Source organism: Corynebacterium lubricantis DSM 45231, assembly GCF_000379425.1.
Classification (GTDB): domain Bacteria; phylum Actinomycetota; class Actinomycetes; order Mycobacteriales; family Mycobacteriaceae; genus Corynebacterium; species Corynebacterium lubricantis.
In genome coordinates this window covers 105,440-129,257 of the sequence record NZ_KB902237.1, presented here as the reverse complement: position 1 = coordinate 129,257, position 23,818 = coordinate 105,440, and the positions used below count along the sequence as shown (strand labels likewise).

Here is a 23,818-nt window from a genome sequence, read left to right as displayed (position 1 = left end):
CAATGTCGTGGGGATCTTCCCTGACCGTGATTCGGTGGTCCGGTTGGTCGGGGCAGTGCTGGCTGAGCAGCATGAGGACTGGATGCAGCAGCGTCGGTACATGCCTCTGGCGATGCTGTCCTCGACGGCGGAGATGCTGGCGAAGGCCCGGGCAGCTGACGGCGTCGGCGTCGTTGTCGGTGACGGTCAGGAGGCTCTGGTGGCGTAAGGAATCCTGTTCCGTCAGCGGTCAGTTCATCGCTGAGTCAACCGCTGGCGGATACACCACTCAAAAGGACTTGACCTTTCGCTTTGGGGTGAATGGCGTTATTTCCTCTCGGCAGAAATGCCATTGAGCACCAATTTTCCAAGCTCGGAGTACGCCTCGGGGGTAGAAACCCCGTTTGGTAGCTTCGCATTTTGGATCCGAAACATCGCCGCGTCGATCATTGTTGCGATGAAATCCGGATCGGCAGCGCGGAACTCTCCGCTAGAAATCCCTGCTTTGATCAGCCTGGTAATGCGTTCCACCGCCGCCTTTGTGTTGAAGGAATACACATCGGTTGCCACCTTGTCGCCCGCCATATCTGCCCAGAACTGAGCGGATGCAGGGGCAGTGGCTACCGCCATCTCATTGAAATAAGCGGTGAGCGCTTGGTGCGATGTGCGGGCGGAGTTAATTACGGCGTCGGTACGTCGCCCAATTTCCTGGAAGTACGCGACCAAGACGCGGCGAACTATGTCATCACGAGACTTGCCGAGGGCATAGATAGTGGCCTTTGAGCATTGATACTTGCTGGCAGCGCCGTCTACGGTGAAGTGAGAAAAGCCCTCGGCTAAGAAATCGGAATAGATGTTTGTAAAGAGCATGCGTTGGCGTGGTGTGAGCATGGGACTCCTCTTCTTGGTCGGGATAACTTGCTTCTCTGCGTGGTGACGAGGTGGGGATGTGGAGGGGGTAAATGACGTGCTTGGTTCCCAAAATCTCTCAAAAACCTCAGTGGTGCAATATTCCAACTGTACACTTGGTCATTAAATCGTACGGTTTTGAATCAAGTTGTAGTGAGTTGTAACGAAAGGCCATCACCATGATCACCCCACAGATTAATGATCCGGCGCTCCTCGAAGGGATTCCCAACCCTGACGTCGACCTGCTTGGCATTGCAAACCAGCTCGAGGAAGGAGAACGTCAGCGCTTCTTCGAGATCCGGGAGTTCTTGGAAAAGGAGATTCGACCTTACGTCGGTGAGTACTGGGACCGCGAGGAATTGCCCTTCGAACTGCTGCCCAAGCTTGCGGAGCAAGGACTCGGAGAGATTTCCATCAGTGGGGGATCGCGTCTTTTCAATGGACTCGTCTTCGCCGAAGTCACCCGCGCTGATGTCTCACTGTCCGCACTTGTGGGCATCCACAACGAACTCGTCGTGGACCTGATCAATGAGCTTGGTTCCGAGGAACAGCGCAATACCTGGCTACCGGGCTTGCGCACCTTCGACAAGATTGGCTGCTTTGCACTTACCGAACCAGATCACGGATCGGATGTGGCCGGGGGACTTGCCACCTCGGCCGAGAAAACTTCAGAAGGGTGGGTCATTAATGGCCAAAAGCGCTGGATCGGGGCGGGCACGTTCGCTGACTTCGCTATCGTATTCGCCCGCGATGTAGCAGATAACGTGGTGAAGGGTTTCATCGTGGAGCTTGATCGCGAAGGCGTGACCCGCACCAAGATCGATCGCAAGATGGGCCTGCGACTTATGCAAAACGCTGACCTCGATTTCAGCAACGTTCTCATTCCCGAAGACAACCTCATCCCAGGAGCCGCCTCCTTCAAGGCGACAAACGTATACCTGCGCAACTCGCGAGCCTGGGTGGGTTGGCAGGGAGCTGGAATCCAGTTAGCCATCTTCGATGCCGCACGCAGTTATGCCCTGTCGCGCGATCAATTCGGCAAGAAGATCGCCAATTTCCAGTTAATTCAGGAACCCCTGGCCCGCATCATGGGCAACCTGAGCGCTTCGCTGAGCCTGATGGCGCAAGTGGCACGGGTGCAGGAAGACGGCGATCTTCAAATGGTCCATTCCGCCATGGCTAAATCCACCACAACCCGTTTGGCACGAGAATCCGCAGCTGCAGGGCGAGGAATCCTCGGTGGCAACGGCATCTTGACTCAATTCGAAATGTCCAAGCTCTTCAACGATGCCGAAATCCTCTTCACCTATGAGGGAACTTACGAGGTCAACTCGCTCATCGTGGGCCGCGCGATCACAGGTAAGTCCGCATTCGTCTAAGGAAACGACATGAATTCACCATTGTTGAACGAAAATATCTCTGCGATTGTTACCGGCGCCGCCTCCGGCTTAGGTGCCGCCACGGCCAAGCGCCTCGCCGATGCTGGAGTGAAGGTCGTCGGCTTCGACCTAGCGCCGAGCATCGAGAAAGCCCACGCTGCCGGATCCACAACCGCAGGAGTGACATATCTTGACATCGACGTTACCGATCCCGACTCCGTAGCGGCTGGTGTGCACGCGGCAGCCGAGCTCGGTGAACTACGCATCGCCGTCAACTGCGCGGGCATCGCCACGACCATGCGCATCGTCGGGAGAAAAGGCCCGCACGACCTCGACGTATTCAATAGGGTTTTGAATGTTAACGTCTCCGGCACGTTCAACGTGCTCACCGCTGTGGCCAATGAAATGAGTACGCTTGCACCGCTTGACGACGAGCAACGCGGCGTCATTCTCATGACTGCCTCAGTAGCGGCGTTCGAGGGCCAAGTTGGCCAAGCGGCTTATGCCGCCTCGAAGGGAGCCATTCACTCGTTGGCCATCACCGCTGCACGCGACCTTGGCTCCCTTGGAATCCGTGTCAATGCGATCGCACCGGGAATCGTCGAAACGCCCATGATGGCCGGAGTATCCGAGGAATACCGCACGGAATTGGAATCCAATGTGGTGTTCCCGAAGCGGATGGCGTACCCAGCGGAGTATGCGCAGCTGGTTCAAGCATTGGTGGAAAACGTGTATCTCAACGGCGAGACGATTCGTCTGGATGGTGGTCTGAGGATGCCACCCCGCTAGCAGCACCCCGGCTCACCCGTAAGGTGTGAGCCCCCAATAGGGAAAAACTGCCTTGGAAGTTGCAACGAGAAAGGCCGATGGTTTAGAGCGCGTCAGCTTACCGGGGTGAAAATCCAGGCCAAGTTGGTGGGCGCTCTCGCCGTGTAGGTCGCCCAAGCGCGTCGCCCCGGGCACGTCGAGGCGTTTCGACCAGTCTGCGGGCATCGCTTCTGCACCTGAGACTTCCACGCCCGCAGTCGCGGCGAGGACTTGAAACCAAACGCGGGCAACGGAATCCAAGTTGTATCCGCCACCACCGACTGCGACCCAATTGCCACCTGCGAATTGATCGACCCAGGCCGACAAGGAACGCAGCGCGTTTGCCTCGGCTTCTACCGAGACTTTCAGGTGCGTCAGCGGATCCAAAAAGTGGGTGTCCGCACCGTGCTGGCTGAACACGATTTCGGGGCGAAAGGCACGCAGAAGTTGTGGGACGATTCCGTGGATTGCCTCAAGCCATTCACTATCGCCTGATTCCGGTGGCAGGGCGATGTTGACTGCGGTGCCCAATGCAGTGTCGGCACCGATTTCGTTAGGAAATCCCGTGTATGGGAAGAGGTAGATTCCCGATTCATGGATAGAGATGGTGAGCACACGCGGGTCATCCCAGAACATTGCCTCGACCCCATCTCCGTGATGAGCGTCGAAGTCGACGTAAGCAATCCGCTGCGCTCCCTGGCGCAGTAACCAACTGATCGCCACGGCGACGTCGTTGAGGGCGCAAAAACCCGACTGCCGCGCAGGTTGCGCGTGGTGCAATCCGCCCGCGAGGTTGACCACGCGCCGAGCTTCTCCTGACCAGACCATACGCGCTGCCTCGACGGTACCCGCGACGATGTGGGAGGCGCCATCGGCGCGACGCGTCGAAATCGGGTGCTCCACGGTACCGATCCCGAAATCGATGTTGGGCTCATTGCGCCGCAGGGCGCGGAGGTACTCAACAGAATGCACGAGCCGCGACAAGTCCTCGGTGCCAGTTGGGACAGTTGCAAGCGTGAGTTCGGCATCGAGCCCGAAGAAGCTGGCCAAGGCCAACGTGTGACGCAGCCGATTCGGTTGCATCGGATGGCCCGCACCAAAGGAGTAAGAGTTTAAGGTGTCATCGAAGAGGACTACTGGATCAGACATAATCTCGCCCTCAAATCGATCGAGCCAGGGGGTCGCGCTGCGCCTTGAGCGGGGCGATGCGCATCCTCGCGCCAACTACCGTGGTCGAATCCACACCGGCGATCACCGGGGTGAGTTCGATATCGACCAGGGCGGGGTTGTCGTCGTTAAGCTGGCTGACGGCGAGCACAACGTCCTCGATGGGTGACAGGGCAGTTGCAGGTGCGCCACGGTAACCAGCCAGGAGGGGAGCGGCATCGAGTTCGAGGAGCATGCTGCGAGCATCCGCGCGGGTCAGGGGTGGGGTGCGCCATGCAAGGTCCCCCAATACTTCTGAGCTGACGCCCGCGATCCCGACCGAGGTGATCGGGCCGATAGTGGGGTCCTCGATCGCGCGGATTGTCAGCGTTGTGCCGGGTTGCACGGTCTTTTGTACCACTGGTTCGAGCAAGGTGAGATCGTCCACTCCAAGGCCGTGGGCCATGTCGAGGATCTGTGACCAGGCGCTTGCTAGCGCGTCGCGGTCGTTAATGTGGCGAAAAATGATTGGGAGTTCGTTTCTGGCACGCACCATTGGTCCGACGCATTTGAGCACCACATCCCAGCCGAGCTGCTCAGCCTCGCGGGTGGCCTCCGCGAGGCTGCCCGCACCTGTCGAGGGAACGAGTGCGATGCCGTAGGCGGCCAAGATCGCCGAGCATTCAGCAGGGGTGGCCCACCTGCCCTGAGGAGAGGATCTCAGGACGTTTTCAATCGTTGCCCGTGCTTCGCGCAGGGCTGAGGCGGAAGTCTCGGTGGGTTCTTCCGCGGCAGCAATTTCCGCGCGTTGCCGCTGCGTATCGACGATCAGCCCCAGCGACTCTAGGGCTTCCGCATAGGTATCGCACACCGGGAGCTGGCCGTGAGTTTCCGCGCCCACGGTCTCGAAGGGTGGCCTATTGAATCCGACATATGTAGCAATCAGCGGGATTGTTGTAGATCGCGCGCGCCGGGCGAGCATCACGTGCGCTTTCTCGAGTAGCCCGTCTCCAAGTTCGGCGACGGTGACAACTAGAGCATCAGTTGTGGCATTCGCGCTTGCCAGGATCTCGTCGATACGCTGCGTCAGCGCCTCGAGTGGCTCGCCGTCGGGGACCGAATAAACAGTGGGGACGAGGCCGAAGCGTCGGGCAGATTCGAGCATATGCTGCGCAATTCCGTCGGAGTTCGACAACACGGCGACTTTCGGGCCGCGAGGCAGGGGCTGGCGCGCTAGGATCTGGGCAACGTCGTACATCGCGTCGCGACGACTAACCACCACCGCCCCGGCGCGCCTGACCACCTGATCTAGGGCCTGCGGGCTGGCAGAGACGAGCCCGTCCTGGTGGTAATGCCTGGCTGTGTGCAATGCGCGCGAGGGCATGAACACAACGACGTGTTTGAGCTGTGATAATGCGCGCAGCACGCGGAAGAACTTGCGTGGGTTACCAATCGAGTCGAGGGAAAGCAGACAGACTTGCGTGTCCTCGTCGCTGGCCCAAAATTGCATGACGTCGTTGGCGGTGACATCCGAAAAGATACCGGCACTGACAAACGTGGAGATTCCACACCCGCGCTCGATGGCGCGAGAGAGCACCAGTGTGCCCACCCCGGCGGTTTGCGTGAACATTCCTACGTGTCCGCGGCGCGGGTGGAAAGCCGGAGTGAGGTTGAGGTTGACTTCGGGGTGTGTGTTGACCAGACCGATTGATGCCGGCCCGATCATCCGCATACCGGCGTCACGCACCGCGCGCACCATCTTGCGCGCGATATCGTCGGTCATGGCACGATGGGCTGCGTCGACAGGTAGCAGGATTGTCGTGGCATTCTTGCTGTGCGCGGCCGCGACGAGTTGGTCAAAGTCCACGTGCTTGTGGTCCGCGATGACGAGGTCGACGTCGCCTTCGATAGCGCCGAGCTGCTCGAGCACGTTCCCGTTTTCTGGGCGCAGTGCCACGGTTGTCTTCGGGCTCAGCACGCGTCGCAGGGAGTTCGCCTCGGCGCGCTGTTCGCGACGCATCATTGCGCTTTGCGACGACCGGCTGGGCGCGATGGGAAAGTCCACCGTGATGTAGCCGTCGGCTAATTCTGGCTGGGCGCTATAACCAGCGTTGAGGAAGACGCGGGTCATCTGGCGATTCTGCGTGAGCATCTCGGCGGTAAAGCGCTCGACTCCCTGTTCGCGGCCGATGTCGGCGAGGTGCTCGAGCAAAATATTGCCCACACCACGGCCTTGCTGGTCGTCTTGAACCAGAAAGGACACGTCTCCGACACGGGTGGGAAGGTACTCGGGGACAATCTTGTACCCGGCGATGGCGACGATGCGGCCTTCGTTGTAACGCGTGTCTTCCCGCTTGTCCTCTAGAACGAGAGTGACTTTGTCGTGGCCGTCGGAATCGAGGAAGGCAGCCAGATCGGACTCTGTGAGCTCGGGATGATTGGCGAAAAAGCGTAGGTATTTGGAATGCTCAGAGACCCGCGAATAGAACTCGGTGAGGGCTGTGGCATCGGAATCTACGACGGGGCGGATCGTGGCAATAGCCCCGTCGTTGAGGAGGACGTCGGATGCGAAGCGGTGGCGTGCACTCATGTGCAGAGTCTAACGAGAACCGCTCGCCGGGAAACTCAGTTTCCAGAATCGGGCGCTCAAAGGCGGGTGAATCTCATTTACCCGCGCATGTTTTAGGTGGTGAAGGGCACTTTTGCAGGTTGTTGCGGTCTGTGGTTGGCCACTAGGGGGTGAATGGCGTTATAGATCACTTAAACCATTGAATGTGATGTGCATTACGTAGATAGTGGTGGTCAGAAGGAAACTTAAATACAGCTCATTTTTCAAGGAGACATCAATGCGCATCATCAACCACTTCATCGGAGCTACCGCTTACGAGGGCACTTCGGGCCACACCCAGCTTGTGCTCAACCCCTCGCTTGGCGCCCCACAGGCCGAGGTCCGCCTGGCGAATCGCGCCGACGTGGATCACGCCATCGCGCTGGCCGCTGAGGCACAGCCCGCGTGGGCTGCTTTCAACCCACAAAAGCGCATCCGGGTCGTGATGAAGTGGATCCAACTGATCAACGACAACGTCGAAGAACTTGCGCGCACCTTGTCCTTGGAACACGGCAAGACCTTTGCCGACGCGAAGGGCGATATCTCCCGCGGCGTCGACGTGCTCGAGTTTTCGCTGGGTGCTCCGCACCAGCTTAAAGGTGAGTACTCCTCGGAAGTGGGCACCGGCATTGATACCTATTCAATGCGTCAGCCACTCGGCGTAGTAGCAGGCATTACGCCGTTCAACTTCCCGGCAATGATCCCGCTGTGGAAGGCAGGGCCGGCCCTGACCGCGGGCAACTCGTTTGTGCTGAAGCCCTCCGAGCGCGACCCTTCCGTGCCCGTGCGCCTCGCCGAACTATTCGTAGAGGCTGGCGGCCCGCCCAACGTGTTCAATGTTGTCCACGGTGGGAAGGAGGCAGTTGACGCGATCTTGCAGTCTGAGGTGATCCAAGCCGTGGGCTTCGTCGGCTCGACCCCAATTGCGCAGTACATCTACGAGCAGTGCGCGGCCACAGGGAAGCGAGCACAGTGCTTCGGCGGCGCGAAGAACCACGCGATTGTCCTGCCCGATGCCGATATCGACGCCACCGCAGATGCGATCGTCGGAGCGGCCTTCGGTTCCGCAGGCGAGCGCTGCATGGCACTGTCCGTGGCGGTGCCTGTGGGCCAGGAAACTGCCGACAACCTGCGTGAAGCGATCATCCGCAAGACCCGCGAGCTCACCGTGGGCCACAGTCTGGACCCGAACTCGGATTACGGCCCGCTGGTCACCCAGGAGTCGAAGGACCGCGTCGAGCGCATGATCGGCGAGGGTGTCGCGGCCGGCGCCGACCTTGTCATCGACGGTCGAGAGCTGGACATGTCGAACCGTGAATTCGAGGGCGAGTCCCTGGCAAACGGTTTCTTCTCCGGCCCAAGCTTCTTTGACCACGCTACCCCTGACATGGATATCTACCGCACCGAGATTTTCGGGCCCGTTCTGACGATGGTGCGTACCGAAACGCTAGAAGAGGCAACGCGTCTGGCCAGTGACCATGAGTACGGCAACGGCGTAGCCATCTTCACCCAAAACGGCGGGGCCGCGCGCGACTTCGCTAAAAACGTGCAGGTTGGAATGGTCGGCGTCAACGTCGCCATCCCGGTTCCCATCGCGTACCACACCTTTGGTGGTTGGAAAGCCTCCGGATTCGGCGACCTTAACCAGCACGGGCCGGACTCCTATCGCTTCTACACCAAGACCAAGACGGTCACCTCCAAGTGGCCGGACGACAGCGATGCCGGTCCGCAGTTCACCATGCCGGTTATGAACTAGCCACAGAGCGAGAGAGGGAGAAAACCAATGGCCAAGATTGCATTTCTTGGATTAGGCAACATGGGCGGGCCGATGTCGGCCAACCTGGCTAACGCAGGCCACGAAGTTGCGGGCTTCGATGTCGTGCCTGAGGCCCGAGACAAAGCGGCCGCCGCAGGTGTCACACCATTCGAATCCGCCGCAGAGGTAGCCAAGGGCGCGGAGGTCATCATCACGATGTTACCCAACGGTGCGCTCGTCGAGCAGGTAGTTAGAGAAGTTCTCGACGCAGAAGATGTGCCTAGGTTGTTCATTGACTCGTCGACAATTGCCGTCGCGGAGGCTCGGGAGATTGCCAGCCTCGTCGAGGACGCTGGGTCGCGTTTCCTCGATGCTCCTGTCTCAGGTGGAGTCGCGGGCTCGCAAGCGGGCACGCTGGCGTTCATGGTCGGAGGGTCCAAGGAAGCTTTCGACGAGGCACACTCAATACTCGAGCCGATGGCAAAATCAGTGACCCATTGCGGTGCGACCGGAAATGGGCAGGCGGTCAAGGCGTGCAACAACATGATTCTGGCTGTACAGCAAATTGTTCTGGCCGAGGCAATCGTGTTGGGCGAGCGACTAGGCCTCGAACACCAGGCGTTCTACGACGTAGTGTCCAACGCAACAGGTAACTCGTGGTCGCTCTCGGTCAATGCACCAGTTCCCGACGTGGTGCCCACGTCACCCGCGAATCACGACTTTGCGCCGGGTTTCTCCTCGGCACTGATGCTGAAGGACCTCAAGTTGGCGATGGCATCGGCGGAAGAGACAGGCACCGACACGGAACTTGGCCGCATCGCGGCTCAGCAGTATGGCGCGTTTGTCGACGAGGGGAACGGCGGGCTGGACTTCTCCGCGATTATCAATGAGGTGCGGAACCGTCGATGATGCCCTGCAAGATCCCCGAGTAGTAAGAGATGAGGGTCTCGGTATCGAAGGATTCAAATTCCGTATCGCCGAACCGCCGCATGATGGAGACCCCAATCAGTAGGGACAACGCTGATTGGGCCCGCAGCTCGGGCGATGGAGTGGTGACGTGAGATTCGTTGCGAATACGATCGGTGAGCACCTGAAAGAGATCCGTTTTGATGCGTCGCCCGATCGCACTCATACTATCGGGCGCGCCTGAGGCGACTGAGATGGTGCGTGCCATGGAATAAGGCGCATTGAAAGGCGCCATGAGAGTTTCGGTGATCGCGGTTTTTCCCAACTGGTCGAAAGGGCCGCTGAATAATGCCGAGGCAGACTTCGTGAAATCTACAGTAGCTTCGAAAAGCGACTCCTTGGAACCGAAGTGCTTCACAATCAAGGCGACGCTCACTCCAGCTTTTTCTGCGATGTCCTTCATGGACACCTGAGCAAACGTTTGCTCGCTGAACAACTCGCGCGAGCACTCTAGGATTCTCTCCCGCGCATCGGAGCGCTGGCCGGTTGACTTTTCATTCATGGCTATTTCACCGGGCCTATCGATAGCACTGAAATATCTGGATTATCGCAGCCCTGTAGGCCCGCGACCGGAACGAATAAGGAATTAGTATTCGCCGGAGGGAAGACGCGGAAACCGTCGGCCGGTGTTGGGATACACGTGGCCTGATCCTGACCTGCGACGTCGGATACCTTAATTGTGGCCGTCGCCGTGTCGTCGCGTTTGAGAGTCACATAGTCCGAAGCAAAGTTGCTCCTTTTTGCGGGAGCACCGATCTGACGACCGTTGCCATCGCCAATCATGCTGACATCGGGGAATCCGATCATCTCGCATTCATCGCCCAGGTTTTTCATCACTAGTTCGTAGTTCGATCCCGCTGCGGTGACGGTGATGTCTAAGTTTTCTGTCAGGCATGTGTCGGCCGAGCTTCCGGCCTGAACGTTTTCCTGGCGGTGGCCTTCTTCGTCCGGTGCCATCTCAGGGGCTGGGGATTCGGACGGAAGTTCGTTTTGTAGTGCTTCCACATCGGCGGTTGATCCTGCTGATGCGGAGTCGTTTCCGCTGCCTCCTCCGCACCCGGCTAGGCCAAACGCGGCGGTAAGAGTGACTGCAAGCAACGGACGGTTCAAACTACGCATGCACCCTAGTATCCTCGAAGATGTGAATAATCTGGCGCTGCGACTCGACATCATTACGATCTTTCCGGAATACCTAGAACCACTGCGCCATGCTCTGCTGGGCAAGGCTATTGAACAGGGAATCCTGGAAGTCGGGGTGCATAACCTGCGAGATTGGGCCACGGACAATCACAAATCGGTCGATGATTCCCCACTTGGTGGCGGTCCCGGCATGGTGATGAAGCCCGAGGTATGGGGCCCAGCGCTCGACGATGTCGCTGCGGGCAGGGTCGGCGCCGAGCTTTCGTCGGCAAGCGAACACCGCAACGATAAAGCGCGTCACGACGACGTCCTCGACCTAGAAGCCCGCCCTTACGCGGATTCTGGTGAGGATCGCTCGAAGCCGCTGCTGCTGGTGCCCACCCCGGCCGGTACGCCGTTTACTCAAGCCGATGCGCGGGCGTGGTCGCGTGAGGAACACATTGTTGTGGCCTGTGGGCGCTACGAGGGGATTGATCAGCGCGTGTTCCAGGACGCCGAAAAGCGTTATCGTGTGCGCGAGGTGTCTATCGGTGACTATGTCCTGATCGGCGGGGAAGTGGCAGCACTTGTTATTGCGGAGGCTGTGACCAGGTTGATCCCGGGGGTTTTGGGCAATACGTCGAGCCATGAGGAAGACAGTTTCTCCGATGGGTTGCTCGAGGGGCCGTCGTATACGAAGCCGCGGAGCTGGCGGGGTATCGAGGCACCCGAGGTATTACTGTCGGGCAACCACGCGAAGATCGAGCGGTGGCGGCGTGATCAGTCGCTCTTGCGCACCAAGCGTGTCCGCCCGGAACTACTAGAGGAGGCAGAGTTGTCTACCGAAGATGAATTTGTTTTGAATGCGCGCGATGTGGCCACTGACATGTCGATCTTGATTACTCCGGCGGAGTGGAATCGGGTAGTGGCAAAGATGCCGAAGAAGCTGCGCAAAGCGGGCTATGAACCCTATGACGTCAACGCTGAAGTCGTCGACCTGACGTGCGAACCGGACAATATTTTGGTGAATCAGTTCGAGTTGACGGAAGGACACAGCCCCTCGGTGGAGGTGCTCTACCGGATTGTGATCAATGGGCGCTCGGCACTTTCCTTGGTTGCGGCGACGAAGGCTGTGGTCTCGGCGTTGCCGAAGGGGATTTACTGGTACGGCACTACCGATGAGGGATCGAAAGAGCCTGGTGTTGGGGCTTCGTGTGCGTGGCAGGATGCGGGTTAGTGGTTCGCTAACGGCCTAGATTCACGCATGGTTTTCGGCAGTCGTCGCGACGCGAATCAATGGCCCGAGCTCCACGGCGACGCCTGGGCCATGCGCTAGAATCGCACGAATGATATCCATTGCTCGTACGATCGCACAAGAACTCGGAGTCACAGAAGCACAGGTCGAATCTGCGCTGAAACTGCTCGCCGAGGGCAACACCGTCCCGTTCATCTCCCGCTACCGCAAGGAAGCCACCGGAGGTCTCGACGACGGGCAGCTGCGCCACATCGAGGAGCGCAACACCTACCTCATCGAGCTCGCCGAGCGTAAGGAAGCCATCCTCGAAGCCATCGATGAGCAGGGAAAACTCACCGACGAGCTGCGCGCGTTGATCAACGCCACCGACACCAAGGCACGCCTCGAGGACCTCTACCTGCCGTTCAAGAAGCGTCGCAAGACGAAGGCAGACATCGCCCGCGAGGCCGGCATCGAGCCGCTCACCGATGCGCTTATCGACGATCCCACTGCCACTCCCGAGCAGCTCGCCGAGAACTACATCGCCGAAGGCTTTGCCGACACTAAGGCCGTCCTTGATGGTGCCCGCGCCATCCTGATCGACCGGTTCGCCCTCGACGCCGATCTTGTCGGCGAAGTCCGCGAGGAGATGTACGAATCCGGCACCATGCGCGCCTCCGTGGTGGAGGGCAAAGAACAAGAAGGCGCGAAGTTTAAGGACTACTTCGAGTTCAACGAAGACTTCACCACGCTACCTTCCCACCGCATTTTGGCGCTGCTGCGCGGGGAGAAGGAAGGCGTGCTCACCCTCGATCTCGACCCAGGCGATGACGCAATCTACGAGGGCAAGATTGCCGAGCGCTTCGACCTGGATACCAAGTCGAGCGCGTGGCTAGCCCAGGCCGTGCGCTGGGGCTGGCGCACCAAGCTGCTGGTCTCCTCTGGTCTGGACACTCGCATGCGCCTGAAGGAGAAAGCCGAGGAAGGCGCGCTCGATGTCTTCGCCACCAACCTGCGCGACGTGCTGCTCGCCGCGCCTGCGGGCCAGCGCTCCACCCTCGCACTGGACCCGGGCTATCGCAACGGCGTGAAGTGCGCCGTTGTCGACGGCACCGGCAAGGTCCTGGCCACTACGATTGTCTACCCGCACCAGCCCCAAAACCAGTGGTCGCAGGCGGTTCAGGAGCTTTCCACGCTCGTGGCCACCCACGGTGTCGAACTCATCGCCATTGGCAACGGCACCGCCAGCCGCGAATCCGAGAAGCTTGCCGGCGAGGTCGCGGACCTGATCGGGCAGGCCGGCGGTAAGAAGCCAACCCCGGTTGTTGTTTCCGAATCCGGTGCCTCTGTCTACTCGGCCTCCGAGATCGCGGCGAAGGAATTCCCCGACATGGACGTTTCGTTGCGTTCCGCTGTTTCCATCGCGCGCCGTCTCCAGGACCCGCTGGCCGAGCTGGTCAAGGTCGACCCGAAGTCCATCGGCGTGGGCCAGTACCAGCACGACGTGAACCAAACCGCGCTGGCCAACACCCTAGATGCCGTAGTGGAAGACGCCGTGAACGCTGTCGGTGTCGATCTGAACACCGCGTCCGTCCCGCTGCTTGAGCGCGTTGCCGGCATCTCGAATACCCTGGCCAAGAACATCGTGACCTACCGCGACGAGAACGGTTCCTTTGCCAACCGCAAGCAGCTGGGCAAGGTGCCGCGCCTGGGACCGAAGGCCTTTGAGCAGTGCGCCGGCTTCCTGCGCATCAACACCGGCGACAACCCGCTGGATGCCTCCGCCGTGCACCCCGAGGCCTACCCGGTAGTGGAGAAGATCGCTTCCCAGACCGGCCTCGGAGTCCAGGAACTCATCGGCAACACTCGCGTGCTAGAAAAGCTCAAGCCGCAGGATTTCGCTGGCGAGACCTTCGGCGTGCCCACGGTCACCGATATCATCGCCGAGCTGGATAAACCCGGCCGCGACCCACGCCCCGAGTTTAAGACCGCAACCTTCAAGGAAGGCGTGAACAAGGTTTCCGACTTGACCCCCGGCATGATCCTCGAGGGTACTGTCACCAACGTCGCCGCCTTCGGCGCGTTCATCGACGTGGGCGTGCACCAGGACGGACTTGTCCACGTCTCGGCAATGAGCAACTCGTTTGTCCAGGATCCCCACGACGTGGTCCGCTCCGGCGAGGTGGTCAAGGTCAAGGTGATGGAGGTCGACGTCGAGCGCCAGCGCATTGGGCTGTCACTTCGGCTCGACGACGAGCCCGGCGCCGACAACAAGGCAACGAATAAAACCAAGCGACAGGGCGGTGGACACTCCAAGGGCCAGCCGCAAAATAAGCAGGGCGGCCGCGGCGGCAAGAAGAACCAACGCTCGCAGGCTCCAGCCGGCGGATCCATGGCCGATGCACTCAGGCGCGCCGGGCTGGGCGGCTAATTTAGCGAGCTCACTCCGCCGGGCAGGCTGATCAACTCGACGCCGAGGTGCCGGTAGCGCTCGACGAAGTCGGCGCTGCGCTTACCCGAGGCGCAGTACACGAGCATGCGGTCGTGCCCGGTGAGCATGTCGGCGACCGCCTGCTCCGAACTAATGGTGCTCAGTGGGAGCTTCACGCTCGGCGCATCGGCGGGGAGATCCGCCACCAGAATTTCGTGAGGCTCGCGGATATCTAAGGCCGTGAGGTTTCCGGCGCGCACGTCGTCGATTAGCGACTGCGTGGCGGAATCGATGGAACACGTCGGTGCGCCGTAGTCCGGTTGCAGTTTTGTCACCAGCTCGCGGTCGGGATCGGCGGCGATCTGGAAGCTGCGCATCGTCGCGGGCAGTGCGTCGTAGCTGAGCATGCGACCGGGTTCTACACCGTCGAGGCCCGCGAGAAACGCGATTGTTTGGGTGGCCATGAGGCTGCCCACCACCGCGGTGGTCGCACCGAGGACCCCGGCGGTGGCGCAATCGGGTACCGAGTCTGCGTCGGGTTGGGCGGGGAAGAGGTCGCGTAAACCCACCCCGCGGTGACCGGGGCTCGAGTTGAAAAGCGCCACGTCGCCGTGGAAACGCAGGACAGTGCCCCACATCAGCGGGGTGCCGGTGATCTCGGCAGCGTCGGCGACCAGGTATTTGGTGGTGAAAGAGTCCGATCCGTCGAGGACGAGGTCAACGCCTTTGAAGAGCTCAAGCGCGTTGTCGGGGCGGAGCCGGTCATTGATCGCGTGCACGGTAATGCCTGGTTGGAGCTCCTCGAGGCGCTCGCGTGCGACCTCTACTTTGACCCGGCCCACGTCGGAGGCGCCGAAAAGGATCTGGCGGTGAATATTCGACAGGTCCACGGTGTCGTCGTCGATCACGGAAATGGTGCCCACACCTGCCGATGCCAACGATTGCATGGCCGGGCAGCCGAGACCTCCAGCACCAATGACCAACACGTGTGCGTTATGCAGGCGTTTTTGCTGCTTCAGGCCGAAACCGGGCAGTGCCAGCTGGCGGGCCGTGCGGTGGAGTTCCGCCTCGGGAAGTTGAGTTTCTACCATCCCTAAAGCACCTGATCCGACCAGGAAGCGAGTCCGTCAAAGCTCGAGGAGGCCACGGCATGCTCACGCTTCGGGATCCGCCCGGCACCCCTGGCGAGACGCCCAGCCTCAACAGCAAAGCGCATCGCGCGGGCCATGGCCACGGGGTCCTGGGAACGGTTAATTGCTGAGGCCAGCAGCACTCCGTCGCAGCCTAACTCCATGGCAAGTGTCGCATCGGAGGCGGTGCCCACACCCGCATCCAGCAGCACAGGAACTGAGGCGCGCGAACAAATCAGCTCGATATTGTGCGGATTAAGAATACCCAAACCCGTGCCGATCGGGGAGCCCAGCGGCATCACGGCGGAGGCACCGACATCTTCGAGGCGGGTGGCCACAATCGGGTCATCCGAGGTATATGCGAGCACCGTGAAGCCGTCATTGACCAGGATCTCGCAGGCGTCGATAAGCTCTGTCGTATCGGGCAAAAGCGTGTGCTCGTCGGCGATGACCTCGACCTTGACCCAGTTGGTGCCCAGTGCCTCGCGCGCGAGTTGCGCGGTGAGCACGGCGTCGCGGGCGGTGCGGCACCCGGCGGTATTCGGCAGCAGCGCGATGCCGAGGCGGGTGAGCAGCTCGAAGACGGATTCGCCACCTCCGGCCGTGGCCTGGTGGCGACGCATCGCCACCGTGGTCAGCTGCGTGCCGCTGGCTACCAGCGACTCCTCCAGGATCGACTGCGAGGTCGCCCCGCCGGTGCCCATGACCAGGTGCGACTCAAAAGACTTGTCGGCAATGGTGAGCATAATCAGCCTCCTTGGACTGCGGTGAGGATGTCTACTGTGTCGCCGGGCTGAATCTCGCGCGACCACGCTGAGCGAGGCACGACCGCCCCGCCGATGGCTACGGCCACGCCGGTTTCGGAGCCCACGCGTTGCGCCACGAGCTCGGCCACGGTCAGTGGCGCAGATTCCGTGGATTGGTCGTTGACGGTGTAAGTAATCATTGGGCTTGCCTTTCTGTAAGTGTGTGGCGACATGGGTCGCAGGCGCTGAGGTCCACAGGTGGCTCCCCGCCCTGCGAGAGCGCGACGGTACTTCGCGCGCCCAGCGCCGCGAGCAAAATGCCGTGGCGGAAATATCCCGTCGACACAATCTGGTTCTCTCCGACGCGGCCCAGATATGGCAGGTCATCGGGCGTGCCGGGTCGCGCGCCGCAGGTCGCCTCGACGAATTCGCATTCCTCGATGCCCGGGACCAGCCGGATCGCATCGCGCAGCAGGTCGTACACGGCGCCAGCACGCGGTGTCGGCGCATCCTCACGGCTCGTCGCCCCGATTGTCAGCAGCCCATTATCGCGCGGAATGAGATACACGGGCCGGTCCTCGACGAAGCCCCGGATCACCCGCGTGATCAGCGGCCGCATCGCCTCCGGCACCCGCAGATTCAAAATATCGCCATACACCGGGCGCAAGTTGAGCTGCGGCGCGCCTTCAATGCGTGCGACACCGAGTCCGGCGGCGAGCACGATGTCGCTTGACGACGATTCCAGCGTGGAATTTTCGCAACGCACCTTCTCGCAGCGGGAGTTCCCCTCGAGGGCGACCACGCGATCCCGGATGATCTCCGCTCCACGGTGTGTGATGGCATCGAGGAGCGCGCGGGCGAATAGGCGCGGGGCAACCTGGTGATCCCCGTCGATGCGCAACGCCTTCGTGATACTCGGGGAGAGCGCCGGTTCTAATGCGCGGGCCTGCCTGGTGGTGGGCTTGTCCACTTCGACACTTTCTTGCTCGAGGTAGTGCGCGATATCAGAGAGATGGGTGGCATCGGCACGGTCGGCGCCCACCAGCAGGGTGCCATCGGTGCGGTATCCCGTGGGCAGGTCGGTGTGCTCGGAAACACGTTGAATCAGCGAGGGATAGAGCCTGGCTGATTCCTGCATCAGCGGCAAGAGCGCGTGCTGTTGGTATTGCACCTCGGCGGTGGGTGCCAGCATGCCACCGGCGTGATGGGTGGCCCCGGAGATCGGATCGGGGTCGATGAGCGTGACCTCGTAGCCCGCTTCCTGATATTCGAAGCAGGTGGCCAGCCCAATGATGCCGCCACCGATGACGATGGCGTGCTTAGGCATTGGCCACCACCTGGCGTGCCACAGCGTAGGGGTCTGGCGCGTCCATGAAGGCGCGCACCATGGCTGATCCTGCTACGCCGGTTGCGGCGAGGTCGGCGACATCTGCTGGTTGAACGTCGCCTATGGCCACGATGGGTAGCCGGGAAACTTCCACGAGGCGGGGATATCCGTCGAGCCCGATGGGTGGGCGCCCCGAGTCTTTCGTCGGTGTCGGCCGAAACGGGCCGGCGCCGATGTAGTCGATAAACTCGGCCACCTCGTTGGCACCGCGCACCAGCTCCTCGGTGCCCGTGGTCAGGCCAATAATCGCGTCGGGGCCGAGGAGCTCGCGCGCTGCTTGTACTGGCAGATCGCTCTGTCCGAGGTGCACTCCGTGGATGGGCACTCCGTGATCGATCAGGGTGAGGGCGACATCCACGCGGTCGTCGATAAGTATTTTTGTGCTCTGATTAACCTCGGCGACTGCTACGGCGATGCGCTCTGCAAGACGGAGTAAATCGCCTGCGTCGATGGGTTTGGAACGGACTTGAATCACTCCGGCGCCACCGCGGGCAGCCTCGGAGGCGACGCGGACGATGTGGTCGGCGTTGCCTTTGCCGGTGATGACGTAGCAGCGGAGATCTAATGGGGGCACGTGTGCCAAGAAATCTTTCCTTCCTTCGCTGGTGCTAACCAGACAGGTTCAAACGGTCCCGCGCAGTCAAGGAAGCGCGATCTCAGCCCGATCCTTCGGGCACCCGTGGGGTTAGAAACTAACGTTAGCTACCGGAAAACTTCTCCGCAATCGGTTTCGGCAGGGATTTGGGGAAAGGCCACGTGATGTGGCAAGATGTGAGCGTTGTCTGTCATCTTGTGACAGCACGTGAACTTGTAGCTGACACGAACCAGTCGAGCGCCCGCAAGGGAGAAGCCGCTAGGGTCCTCTGTCCAGAATTGAAAAGGATTGCCACACATGAGCAACGGCATCATTGACAAGATCGACGCAGCACAGCTGCGCTCCGACATCCCAGATTTCCGCCCAGGCGACACCCTGAACGTAAACGTTAAGGTTATCGAGGGCAACAACACCCGTACCCAGCTGTTCAAGGGTGTTGTCATTCGCCGCCAGGGCTCCGGTATCCGCGAGACCTTCACCGTGCGTAAGATCTCCTTCGGTATCGGCGTTGAGCGTACCTTCCCAGTACACTCCCCAAACATCGACTCCATCGAGGTCGACCGTCGTGGTCGCGTTCGCCGCGCGAAGCTGTACTACATGCGCGATCTGCGCGGTAAGGCTGCACGTATTAAGGAACGTCGCTAGTTCTAGCGTTTCTTGTGGCTTAAAGGCCCTTCGGTTGCATTGCGCAACCGAGGGGCCTTTCGCTTGTTTGAGGTAGCGCCAAAGCAGAAATCTGCACGGGTGCAGTGCCCACTAGAAGGTGTGGGCTCCTACATCAACTTCGTTTTCTCCATGGCCTCACTCATGGAGCGGTTGTAACCGTCAAGCAGAGGGCGAAGCACCACACCGAGCAGCAATGTCGGCAGGATGAACAAGGCCAGCCAACCCAAGCTGATCCAGAAGTCGCCCTCATAAGTGCCCGCGATGGCCGAGCGCATCGCAGCGATCGAGTGCGTTGCAGGTAGCCACGGACTGAGGTTTTGGAACCACTGTGGCAATAGCTCAAGCGGGTACGATCCTCCGGCGGCAGAGATCTGCAGCACGAGCAGCACCACCGCGACGGCCTTACCTGCATTGCCGAACGAGAACACCAGCGTATAGACGATCAACATGAACACTAGCGATGCTAGCCAGGCGACTAAGAAGAGCAAGAGTGGGTGCGCCGGCTCGATCTGGACAAAGATAATCAGGCCAAGGACAACAAGTGTGCTTTGTGCGAGGCCGATGAGGGCAAAGATCCCGAAGCGACCGAAGTATTGCTCGATGCGCGAGTACTCCTGTTTTTCTTCAACATCGTCGGCATCGTCGGCGGCCTCATCTTCGACGTCCTTACGGGTTACCGAAGCACGCAGCACAACTCCCGAAAGCAGCGCACCGACCCAGAGCGCCAGGGTGGTATAGAGCGGGGTCATCGCCACACCGAAGCTCGCCACGGGGAAGACGGGCTCGCGTTTGACTTCAATCGGAGTGGATAGAGCCGAAGCGAGTTGCTCCGGGTTCGACCCAACCAGGTCCGCGAGCTGCGAGAAATCACCGGTGTCGCGGGCGCGTTGAATCGCGTCGCGTGCTTGGTCGAAGTCATTCGCCGAGCGGTTGAGGGTGTCTGCGAGACCCGCGGTGACATCCTTGGCATTGACCAATGTATTTTGCACAGAACCAGGGGAGTTGGATAGTGCGGCTGTAGCTTGGTCGATCTCGGCACCCACGGTCGTTAGGTCCGCGCGAATGGTATCCAAGGTGTTGCCCAATTGGTCCAGCTGCGGGCGAAGTTGAGTGTCATAAGTGGAGCGTGCGTCGTCGATAGCTGTTTTTGCGTCGTTGACGGCATCGGTTGTTGCTTGGCGATTCTCCTGCGAAGTGGTGTTTCCCGCAGAGATATCGCTCGCAGTTTGAGTAAATCGCTCCTGCAAAGTTTGCTGGCGCGCAATCGCCTCATCCAAGCTAGCAATCACATCGTTGTAGCCGGGGCGTGCATCTGCTGGGAGATTCGGAGCCACGCTAGTGTTCAATTCCTCGCGCACCGATTCGTAGAGCCCAACCTGTTGTCCCACCCGCTCAGCCAACGTATTAAAGGTATCGGACGCGGAGGCGCTGGTGGAATCCGCATTGGCGAACAACTCGTCGACACGCTGCCCGACAAGATCGAAGCTCTGGCTCGTGGCATCCAACGAGGTACTCAGAGACTGCGCGGATGTTTCCAACGTAGAAGCAAGTCCGTCGGTGGATTGCGAGCCTGCACCGGTATCGGCGCCGGACGTGGACAGTTGCGCGCCGGCTGCGGAAGCGATCCGCCCGGCACTATCGACGAGCGGAATACTGGAATCAACGAGTGCAGAGAGCGAGGAGACGCTTTGCGCACTCGAGCGGAGCTGGCTGGAGACACCCTCGAGCCGCGCATCCATCTGGTTGAGGGCCTGCTGCGTTTGGTCCTCTTGCAGGTAATCGTTGAGTGAAGTGACAAGCCCGAGACCCACCTCGCTGACAATCTTGGTGAACGAGGTGTTGATCTGCGCGGTCACGCCACTCGCACCTTGGGAGACGATCGTGCCAGCCAGCGCGTTCTTCTTCTGGTTGGTATACAGCGTGACCTCGGAGGGGTCGGTCTCGTCGACATAGAAGGTCAGCAGGTCAGTACTAAACGTCGGCGGGAGCACGATGGCTGCGTAGTATTCGCCGGATTCTGTGCCGTCGATGGCCTCGTCGACATCTGTGATCACCCAGTCGAGGTCATTGTTCAGGCTGAGCTGAGCGAGTACTTGTTCGCCCAGGTTTAGGCGCAGCGGGGCGAGATCGGTGACGTGGCCCTCGTCTTCGCTGGCCACGGCGATCTTGAGGTTGCTTGTGTTGCCAAATGGGTCCCATGATGCCAAGACGTTGAACCAAGTAAACAGGAGCGGGATGACAATGAGCCCGAACACCACGATGGAGGCCGAGACATTACGCGTGATCCGACGGATGTCGCTGCGGACAATGGTGAGGATGTTTTTCATGAGCGCGTTGCCTCCGTGTCCGACTCCTGGTCCGCACCAGCGTCCACATCCACTGTGTGCAGCCCCTGATTCTCAGGCGCCACAGCACTGCGCAGCTCGGAAGCATTGAGGTGCACCAACCCCTCGGCGTGCGCGAAGCTCTGCTTCACGTACTCGAGAGTGCCGATGAACCCCAAAACAACCAGTCCCCAAAGCACGGATATACCCAACATCATGGCCTTCTCCGCAGGGAAGAACCACGCCACGGCGGCCAGCACGAGAGCACCTATCAACCCGACGATCACGGCAATCTTCAGCAGCGTGGAATAGTTCTCACGGATCGGCTTCCACTTTCGGTCAATATCGGCACGGTATTCATCGCGGTTTTGCAGCGCGTGAATCACATCGGCAAGCCGGTACCCGCTGCCGACGATCTGCGGTTTCTCGCTGGACAGTAACTTCGTCGATGCGAGCTGCCGGTTGAACAACAGATTGAAATACGACAGGTTGCGTCGCAAAATAATGCCCAAGATAAAGGACACGACAAACATCACGGCCAGCACACTAAGGTAGCGCCAATAGTGATTGCCGTAGAACCCGCCGATGGTCTCGCGCAGCGCATCAATGCCATAGGAGAACGGCAACCACGGATAAATCGCCCGGAAGAAATCGGGCATGAGCTCGATCGGATACAGCCCTGAGGCACCCGGAATCTGCACAATCACCAGCAGCACCGCGAGCCCGCGCCCGACATGTCCAAACGCCGCCACCAGCGAATAAATAATGCTCAGATAGGTCAGTCCGATGAAAACGGACGTGAGCACGAAGGCCAGCGGATTGACGGTTTGCACCCCGATGATCAAGTTGCCCACCGAGACCACCAAGGCCTGGCAGATCACCATCAGCGCGAGCAGCAAGAAGCGGCCAATATAGGCCTGTGCCACCGACACGTTCTTACTCAGGCCCTTCGTATCCACCTCCACGCGATAAATCACCATGAGCATAAACGCGCCGATCCACAGCGACAGGTTGGTAAACAGCCCCGCCATCCCAGAGCCATAATTCGCCACAGGAAAAACAGTCTCGCTTGTCACCTCGACAGGCGTGGCCATGTACTGCGAAATCCCCACCGAATCGAGATCGGTCACCGTCTGTAGGAGATCCGAGTTTGCCGCCGCGTTGAGTGCCAGCACATCGGTGCGTGCGGTGCGCGCTCCGTCTTCCATGTTTGCCAGGTCGGTTTTAAAGCCTTCCAGCGTATCGCCGGTAGCCACGAGTTGGCCGTCGATGTCACGCAGCAGTTGGGAGGCTTCGCCTAAGAGAGTTTGCTGATTGCTTATCGACGATGAAAACGCCCCCGCCGTCGATGAGAGCTGCGCAATAGAATTATTCAGCGCAGGAACCGTATCGGAGACCGCTGTACGCAAGTCCTGAGCCGTACCATTCGTTGCCTGGGTCGCCTGCGCAAGAGCGTCGGCAGATCCTTGCACCGAATCGACCATGCCACCGACATCATTATTGAGACCATTGAGGTCTGTGAGCAGTTCCTGGTTCGTGGCATTGCGCTGCTGAATCCCAGAGATCGCTTCCTCCAGTGATTGGGTGAGCTCAGGAGACAGATTCGCCGTATCAAGTAGGCCTTGCAGTTCCGCGATGGCCGTGTCACCTTCGTCGAGCACCGCCGCGGTATCTCGTGTAGCGGTATCCAGCCTGGCACCCGCCAACTCTAATTCGCCAGCCACAGTACTAATAGAAGCGTTCGCCGAGGCCGTCCCCTCAGCAAGGCCCGCGGTACCGTCGACGAAGGCGGAGGTCGTCGCATCAGAGAAATTCACGACGAGCCCCTGTACCTCTTCCATCAGCGTTTGCACCTCGGACAAGCCGGTGCGGACATCGTCGAGCGTTGTATCTACGGACCCGAACGCGTCTTCGGTTTCCGAGAGCACCGGGCGAGCACCTTCAAGCGAGCCCTGGACACGTGTTATTTCCTCTTGCGCGGAAGCCAACGTATCGGCTGTGTTGCCTAAGGAGGCACCAGCTCGGTTCTCGGCGTCGTCGATACGCTCTTCGAGGCCGACCCCCGCATCGCGCAGCGCTGTCGCGGTGGCCTCGGCGACCTGCTCCTTGAACACCGACGTAATCTGCGTATCAATCGAGTTGGCACCCGTATCCGTGATCACCGGGGCGACCGCACTGAGTTTTTCATTGGGGTAGTAATTCAGCGTCGGTTGGGTAAAAGTACCCTCGAACATGCTGACCAGGTTGCCGCTGAAATCGCTGGGGATTTCGATGGTGGCGTACACGTCGCCGCGGCGCAGCGCATGGTCCGCCTCGTCCTTGTCCATGAACTGCCAGCCCAGCTGATCGTTGCCGGCGAGCGTGTCAACGACCTGATCACCGATATTGATCGACCCGGTGAGCTCGTTGTTGGCGCCCTGATCCTCATTGACGACGGCTACCTTGATGTTCTGCGTGTTGCCATAAGGATCCCAAAACGCGCCGATGTTGATCCACGCATACATCGCTGGGATGATGAGCACACCGATGACGATGATCCAGACTTTGGGGACTTTCCACAAGCGCTTTAAGTCGCGGGTAAAAATCTTCCAGCTTTGTTGCACGGTGCGATGGTACTCCCGAGTAGCGCGTGGAGT

Annotated in this window: 20 protein-coding genes and 1 riboswitch; of the genes, 8 read left to right on the top strand and 12 right to left on the bottom strand. The window is 60.1% G+C overall.

Features of this window, described 5'->3' with window-relative positions:
* Nucleotides 1–208 (top strand): transposase (locus A37O_RS16315; protein WP_018296954.1); only part of this gene is annotated, 208 nt, incomplete at its 5' end.
* Between the two features lie 98 nt (nucleotides 209–306).
* On the opposite strand, the gene A37O_RS0113700 is transcribed toward A37O_RS16315, so the two are convergent.
* Nucleotides 307–870: a TetR/AcrR family transcriptional regulator gene (locus A37O_RS0113700; protein ID WP_018298081.1), complete on the bottom strand. Its 564-nt coding sequence runs from the start codon at nucleotides 868–870 to the stop codon at nucleotides 307–309.
* 197 nt (nucleotides 871–1,067) lie between these two features.
* On the opposite strand from A37O_RS0113700, the gene A37O_RS0113695 reads away from it, so the two are divergent.
* Both A37O_RS0113695 and A37O_RS0113690 read left to right on the top strand, forming a co-directional pair.
* Nucleotides 1,068–2,267 (top strand): acyl-CoA dehydrogenase family protein, encoded by a 1,200-nt coding sequence (locus tag A37O_RS0113695; protein ID WP_018298080.1) that lies wholly within the window; start codon nucleotides 1,068–1,070, stop codon nucleotides 2,265–2,267.
* A gap of 9 nt (nucleotides 2,268–2,276) precedes the next feature.
* Complete coding sequence (locus tag A37O_RS0113690; protein ID WP_018298079.1) at nucleotides 2,277–3,056, top strand: SDR family NAD(P)-dependent oxidoreductase; 780 nt, start codon at nucleotides 2,277–2,279, stop codon at nucleotides 3,054–3,056.
* A gap of 12 nt (nucleotides 3,057–3,068) precedes the next feature.
* Here the strand turns inward: A37O_RS0113690 and A37O_RS0113685 are convergent, their stop codons facing one another.
* Together A37O_RS0113685 and A37O_RS0113680 are read right to left on the bottom strand one after the other, a co-directional pair.
* Nucleotides 3,069–4,223 carry an acetoin utilization protein AcuC gene (locus A37O_RS0113685; RefSeq protein WP_018298078.1) on the bottom strand — a complete coding sequence of 385 codons (1,155 nt, stop codon included), beginning with the start codon at nucleotides 4,221–4,223 and terminating at the stop codon, nucleotides 3,069–3,071.
* Nucleotides 4,224–4,233: 10 nt separating this feature from the next.
* Nucleotides 4,234–6,810 carry a GNAT family N-acetyltransferase gene (locus A37O_RS0113680; protein WP_018298077.1) on the bottom strand — a complete coding sequence of 859 codons (2,577 nt, stop codon included), beginning with the start codon at nucleotides 6,808–6,810 and terminating at the stop codon, nucleotides 4,234–4,236.
* A gap of 256 nt (nucleotides 6,811–7,066) precedes the next feature.
* Between A37O_RS0113680 and A37O_RS0113675 the strand changes: the two genes are divergently transcribed.
* Together A37O_RS0113675 and mmsB are read left to right on the top strand one after the other, a co-directional pair.
* Nucleotides 7,067–8,584 carry a CoA-acylating methylmalonate-semialdehyde dehydrogenase gene (locus A37O_RS0113675; protein ID WP_018298076.1) on the top strand — a complete coding sequence of 506 codons (1,518 nt, stop codon included), beginning with the start codon at nucleotides 7,067–7,069 and terminating at the stop codon, nucleotides 8,582–8,584.
* A 27-nt stretch (nucleotides 8,585–8,611) separates the two neighbouring features.
* The gene (mmsB, locus tag A37O_RS0113670; protein ID WP_018298075.1) at nucleotides 8,612–9,493 is read left to right on the top strand and encodes a 3-hydroxyisobutyrate dehydrogenase; all 882 of its coding nucleotides are present in this window, start codon (nucleotides 8,612–8,614) and stop codon (nucleotides 9,491–9,493) included.
* On the opposite strand, the gene A37O_RS0113665 is transcribed toward mmsB, so the two are convergent.
* Together A37O_RS0113665 and A37O_RS0113660 are read right to left on the bottom strand one after the other, a co-directional pair.
* A complete protein-coding gene (locus A37O_RS0113665) occupies nucleotides 9,468–10,052 on the bottom strand; it encodes a TetR/AcrR family transcriptional regulator (protein ID WP_018298074.1) in 585 nt (194 codons plus the stop codon). The two genes, mmsB and A37O_RS0113665, sit on opposite strands and share 26 nt — an antisense overlap.
* Nucleotides 10,053–10,054: 2 nt before the next feature.
* Nucleotides 10,055–10,669 (bottom strand): DUF4232 domain-containing protein, encoded by a 615-nt coding sequence (locus tag A37O_RS0113660; RefSeq protein WP_018298073.1) that lies wholly within the window; start codon nucleotides 10,667–10,669, stop codon nucleotides 10,055–10,057.
* A gap of 37 nt (nucleotides 10,670–10,706) precedes the next feature.
* On the opposite strand from A37O_RS0113660, the gene trmD reads away from it, so the two are divergent.
* Nucleotides 10,707–11,906 (top strand): tRNA (guanosine(37)-N1)-methyltransferase TrmD, encoded by a 1,200-nt coding sequence (trmD, locus tag A37O_RS0113655; RefSeq protein ID WP_026196387.1) that lies wholly within the window; start codon nucleotides 10,707–10,709, stop codon nucleotides 11,904–11,906.
* A gap of 109 nt (nucleotides 11,907–12,015) precedes the next feature.
* Nucleotides 12,016–14,334, top strand: a complete 2,319-nt coding sequence (locus A37O_RS0113650; RefSeq protein ID WP_018298071.1) for a Tex family protein — start codon at nucleotides 12,016–12,018, stop codon at nucleotides 14,332–14,334.
* Here the strand turns inward: A37O_RS0113650 and A37O_RS0113645 are convergent.
* The 5 genes from A37O_RS0113645 to A37O_RS0113625 form a co-directional block, all read right to left on the bottom strand.
* Nucleotides 14,331–15,425, bottom strand: a complete 1,095-nt coding sequence (locus tag A37O_RS0113645) for a ThiF family adenylyltransferase (RefSeq protein ID WP_018298070.1) — start codon at nucleotides 15,423–15,425, stop codon at nucleotides 14,331–14,333. The genes A37O_RS0113650 and A37O_RS0113645 overlap by 4 nt on opposite strands.
* A 2-nt stretch (nucleotides 15,426–15,427) precedes the next feature.
* Complete coding sequence (locus A37O_RS0113640) at nucleotides 15,428–16,210, bottom strand: thiazole synthase (RefSeq protein ID WP_018298069.1); 783 nt, start codon at nucleotides 16,208–16,210, stop codon at nucleotides 15,428–15,430.
* A gap of 2 nt (nucleotides 16,211–16,212) precedes the next feature.
* Nucleotides 16,213–16,410 (bottom strand): sulfur carrier protein ThiS, encoded by a 198-nt coding sequence (gene thiS / locus A37O_RS0113635; RefSeq protein WP_018298068.1) that lies wholly within the window; start codon nucleotides 16,408–16,410, stop codon nucleotides 16,213–16,215.
* The gene (gene thiO / locus A37O_RS0113630) at nucleotides 16,407–17,537 is read right to left on the bottom strand and encodes a glycine oxidase ThiO (RefSeq protein ID WP_018298067.1); all 1,131 of its coding nucleotides are present in this window, start codon (nucleotides 17,535–17,537) and stop codon (nucleotides 16,407–16,409) included. Before thiO ends, thiS begins: the two co-directional genes overlap by 4 nt.
* Nucleotides 17,530–18,213: a thiamine phosphate synthase gene (locus A37O_RS0113625; protein WP_425386903.1), complete on the bottom strand. Its 684-nt coding sequence runs from the start codon at nucleotides 18,211–18,213 to the stop codon at nucleotides 17,530–17,532. The genes thiO and A37O_RS0113625 overlap by 8 nt, the downstream gene beginning before the upstream one ends.
* Nucleotides 18,175–18,288, bottom strand: a riboswitch (TPP riboswitch). Its footprint overlaps the gene before it by 39 nt.
* A gap of 201 nt (nucleotides 18,289–18,489) precedes the next feature.
* On the opposite strand from A37O_RS0113625, the gene rplS reads away from it, so the two are divergent.
* Nucleotides 18,490–18,837: a 50S ribosomal protein L19 gene (gene rplS / locus A37O_RS0113620; RefSeq protein ID WP_018298065.1), complete on the top strand. Its 348-nt coding sequence runs from the start codon at nucleotides 18,490–18,492 to the stop codon at nucleotides 18,835–18,837.
* A gap of 128 nt (nucleotides 18,838–18,965) precedes the next feature.
* Here rplS and A37O_RS0113615 read toward each other — a convergent pair whose 3' ends face one another.
* Both A37O_RS0113615 and A37O_RS0113610 read right to left on the bottom strand, forming a co-directional pair.
* A complete protein-coding gene (locus tag A37O_RS0113615) occupies nucleotides 18,966–21,185 on the bottom strand; it encodes a YhgE/Pip domain-containing protein (protein WP_018298064.1) in 2,220 nt (739 codons plus the stop codon).
* On the bottom strand, nucleotides 21,182–23,785 hold the full coding sequence (locus tag A37O_RS0113610) for a YhgE/Pip domain-containing protein (protein WP_018298063.1): 2,604 nt from the start codon (nucleotides 23,783–23,785) through the stop codon (nucleotides 21,182–21,184). Before A37O_RS0113610 ends, A37O_RS0113615 begins: the two co-directional genes overlap by 4 nt.
* Between the last annotated feature and the right edge of the window lie 33 nt (nucleotides 23,786–23,818).

Coding starts and splice junctions, on each gene's coding strand:
- A37O_RS0113640 (WP_018298069.1), bottom strand. CDS start 16,210: ATGCTCACCATTGCCGACAAGTCTTTTGAGTCGCACCTGGTCATGGGC.
- A37O_RS0113685 (WP_018298078.1), bottom strand. CDS start 4,223: ATGTCTGATCCAGTAGTCCTCTTCGATGACACCTTAAACTCTTACTCC.
- rplS (WP_018298065.1), top strand. CDS start 18,490: ATGAGCAACGGCATCATTGACAAGATCGACGCAGCACAGCTGCGCTCC.
- A37O_RS0113615 (WP_018298064.1), bottom strand. CDS start 21,185: ATGAAAAACATCCTCACCATTGTCCGCAGCGACATCCGTCGGATCACG.
- A37O_RS0113675 (WP_018298076.1), top strand. CDS start 7,067: ATGCGCATCATCAACCACTTCATCGGAGCTACCGCTTACGAGGGCACT.
- thiO (WP_018298067.1), bottom strand. CDS start 17,537: ATGCCTAAGCACGCCATCGTCATCGGTGGCGGCATCATTGGGCTGGCC.
- A37O_RS0113695 (WP_018298080.1), top strand. CDS start 1,068: ATGATCACCCCACAGATTAATGATCCGGCGCTCCTCGAAGGGATTCCC.
- A37O_RS0113700 (WP_018298081.1), bottom strand. CDS start 870: ATGCTCACACCACGCCAACGCATGCTCTTTACAAACATCTATTCCGAT.
- thiS (WP_018298068.1), bottom strand. CDS start 16,410: ATGATTACTTACACCGTCAACGACCAATCCACGGAATCTGCGCCACTG.
- A37O_RS0113690 (WP_018298079.1), top strand. CDS start 2,277: ATGAATTCACCATTGTTGAACGAAAATATCTCTGCGATTGTTACCGGC.
- mmsB (WP_018298075.1), top strand. CDS start 8,612: ATGGCCAAGATTGCATTTCTTGGATTAGGCAACATGGGCGGGCCGATG.
- A37O_RS0113680 (WP_018298077.1), bottom strand. CDS start 6,810: ATGAGTGCACGCCACCGCTTCGCATCCGACGTCCTCCTCAACGACGGG.
- A37O_RS0113650 (WP_018298071.1), top strand. CDS start 12,016: ATGATATCCATTGCTCGTACGATCGCACAAGAACTCGGAGTCACAGAA.
- A37O_RS0113645 (WP_018298070.1), bottom strand. CDS start 15,425: ATGGTAGAAACTCAACTTCCCGAGGCGGAACTCCACCGCACGGCCCGC.
- A37O_RS0113665 (WP_018298074.1), bottom strand. CDS start 10,052: ATGAATGAAAAGTCAACCGGCCAGCGCTCCGATGCGCGGGAGAGAATC.
- A37O_RS0113660 (WP_018298073.1), bottom strand. CDS start 10,669: ATGCGTAGTTTGAACCGTCCGTTGCTTGCAGTCACTCTTACCGCCGCG.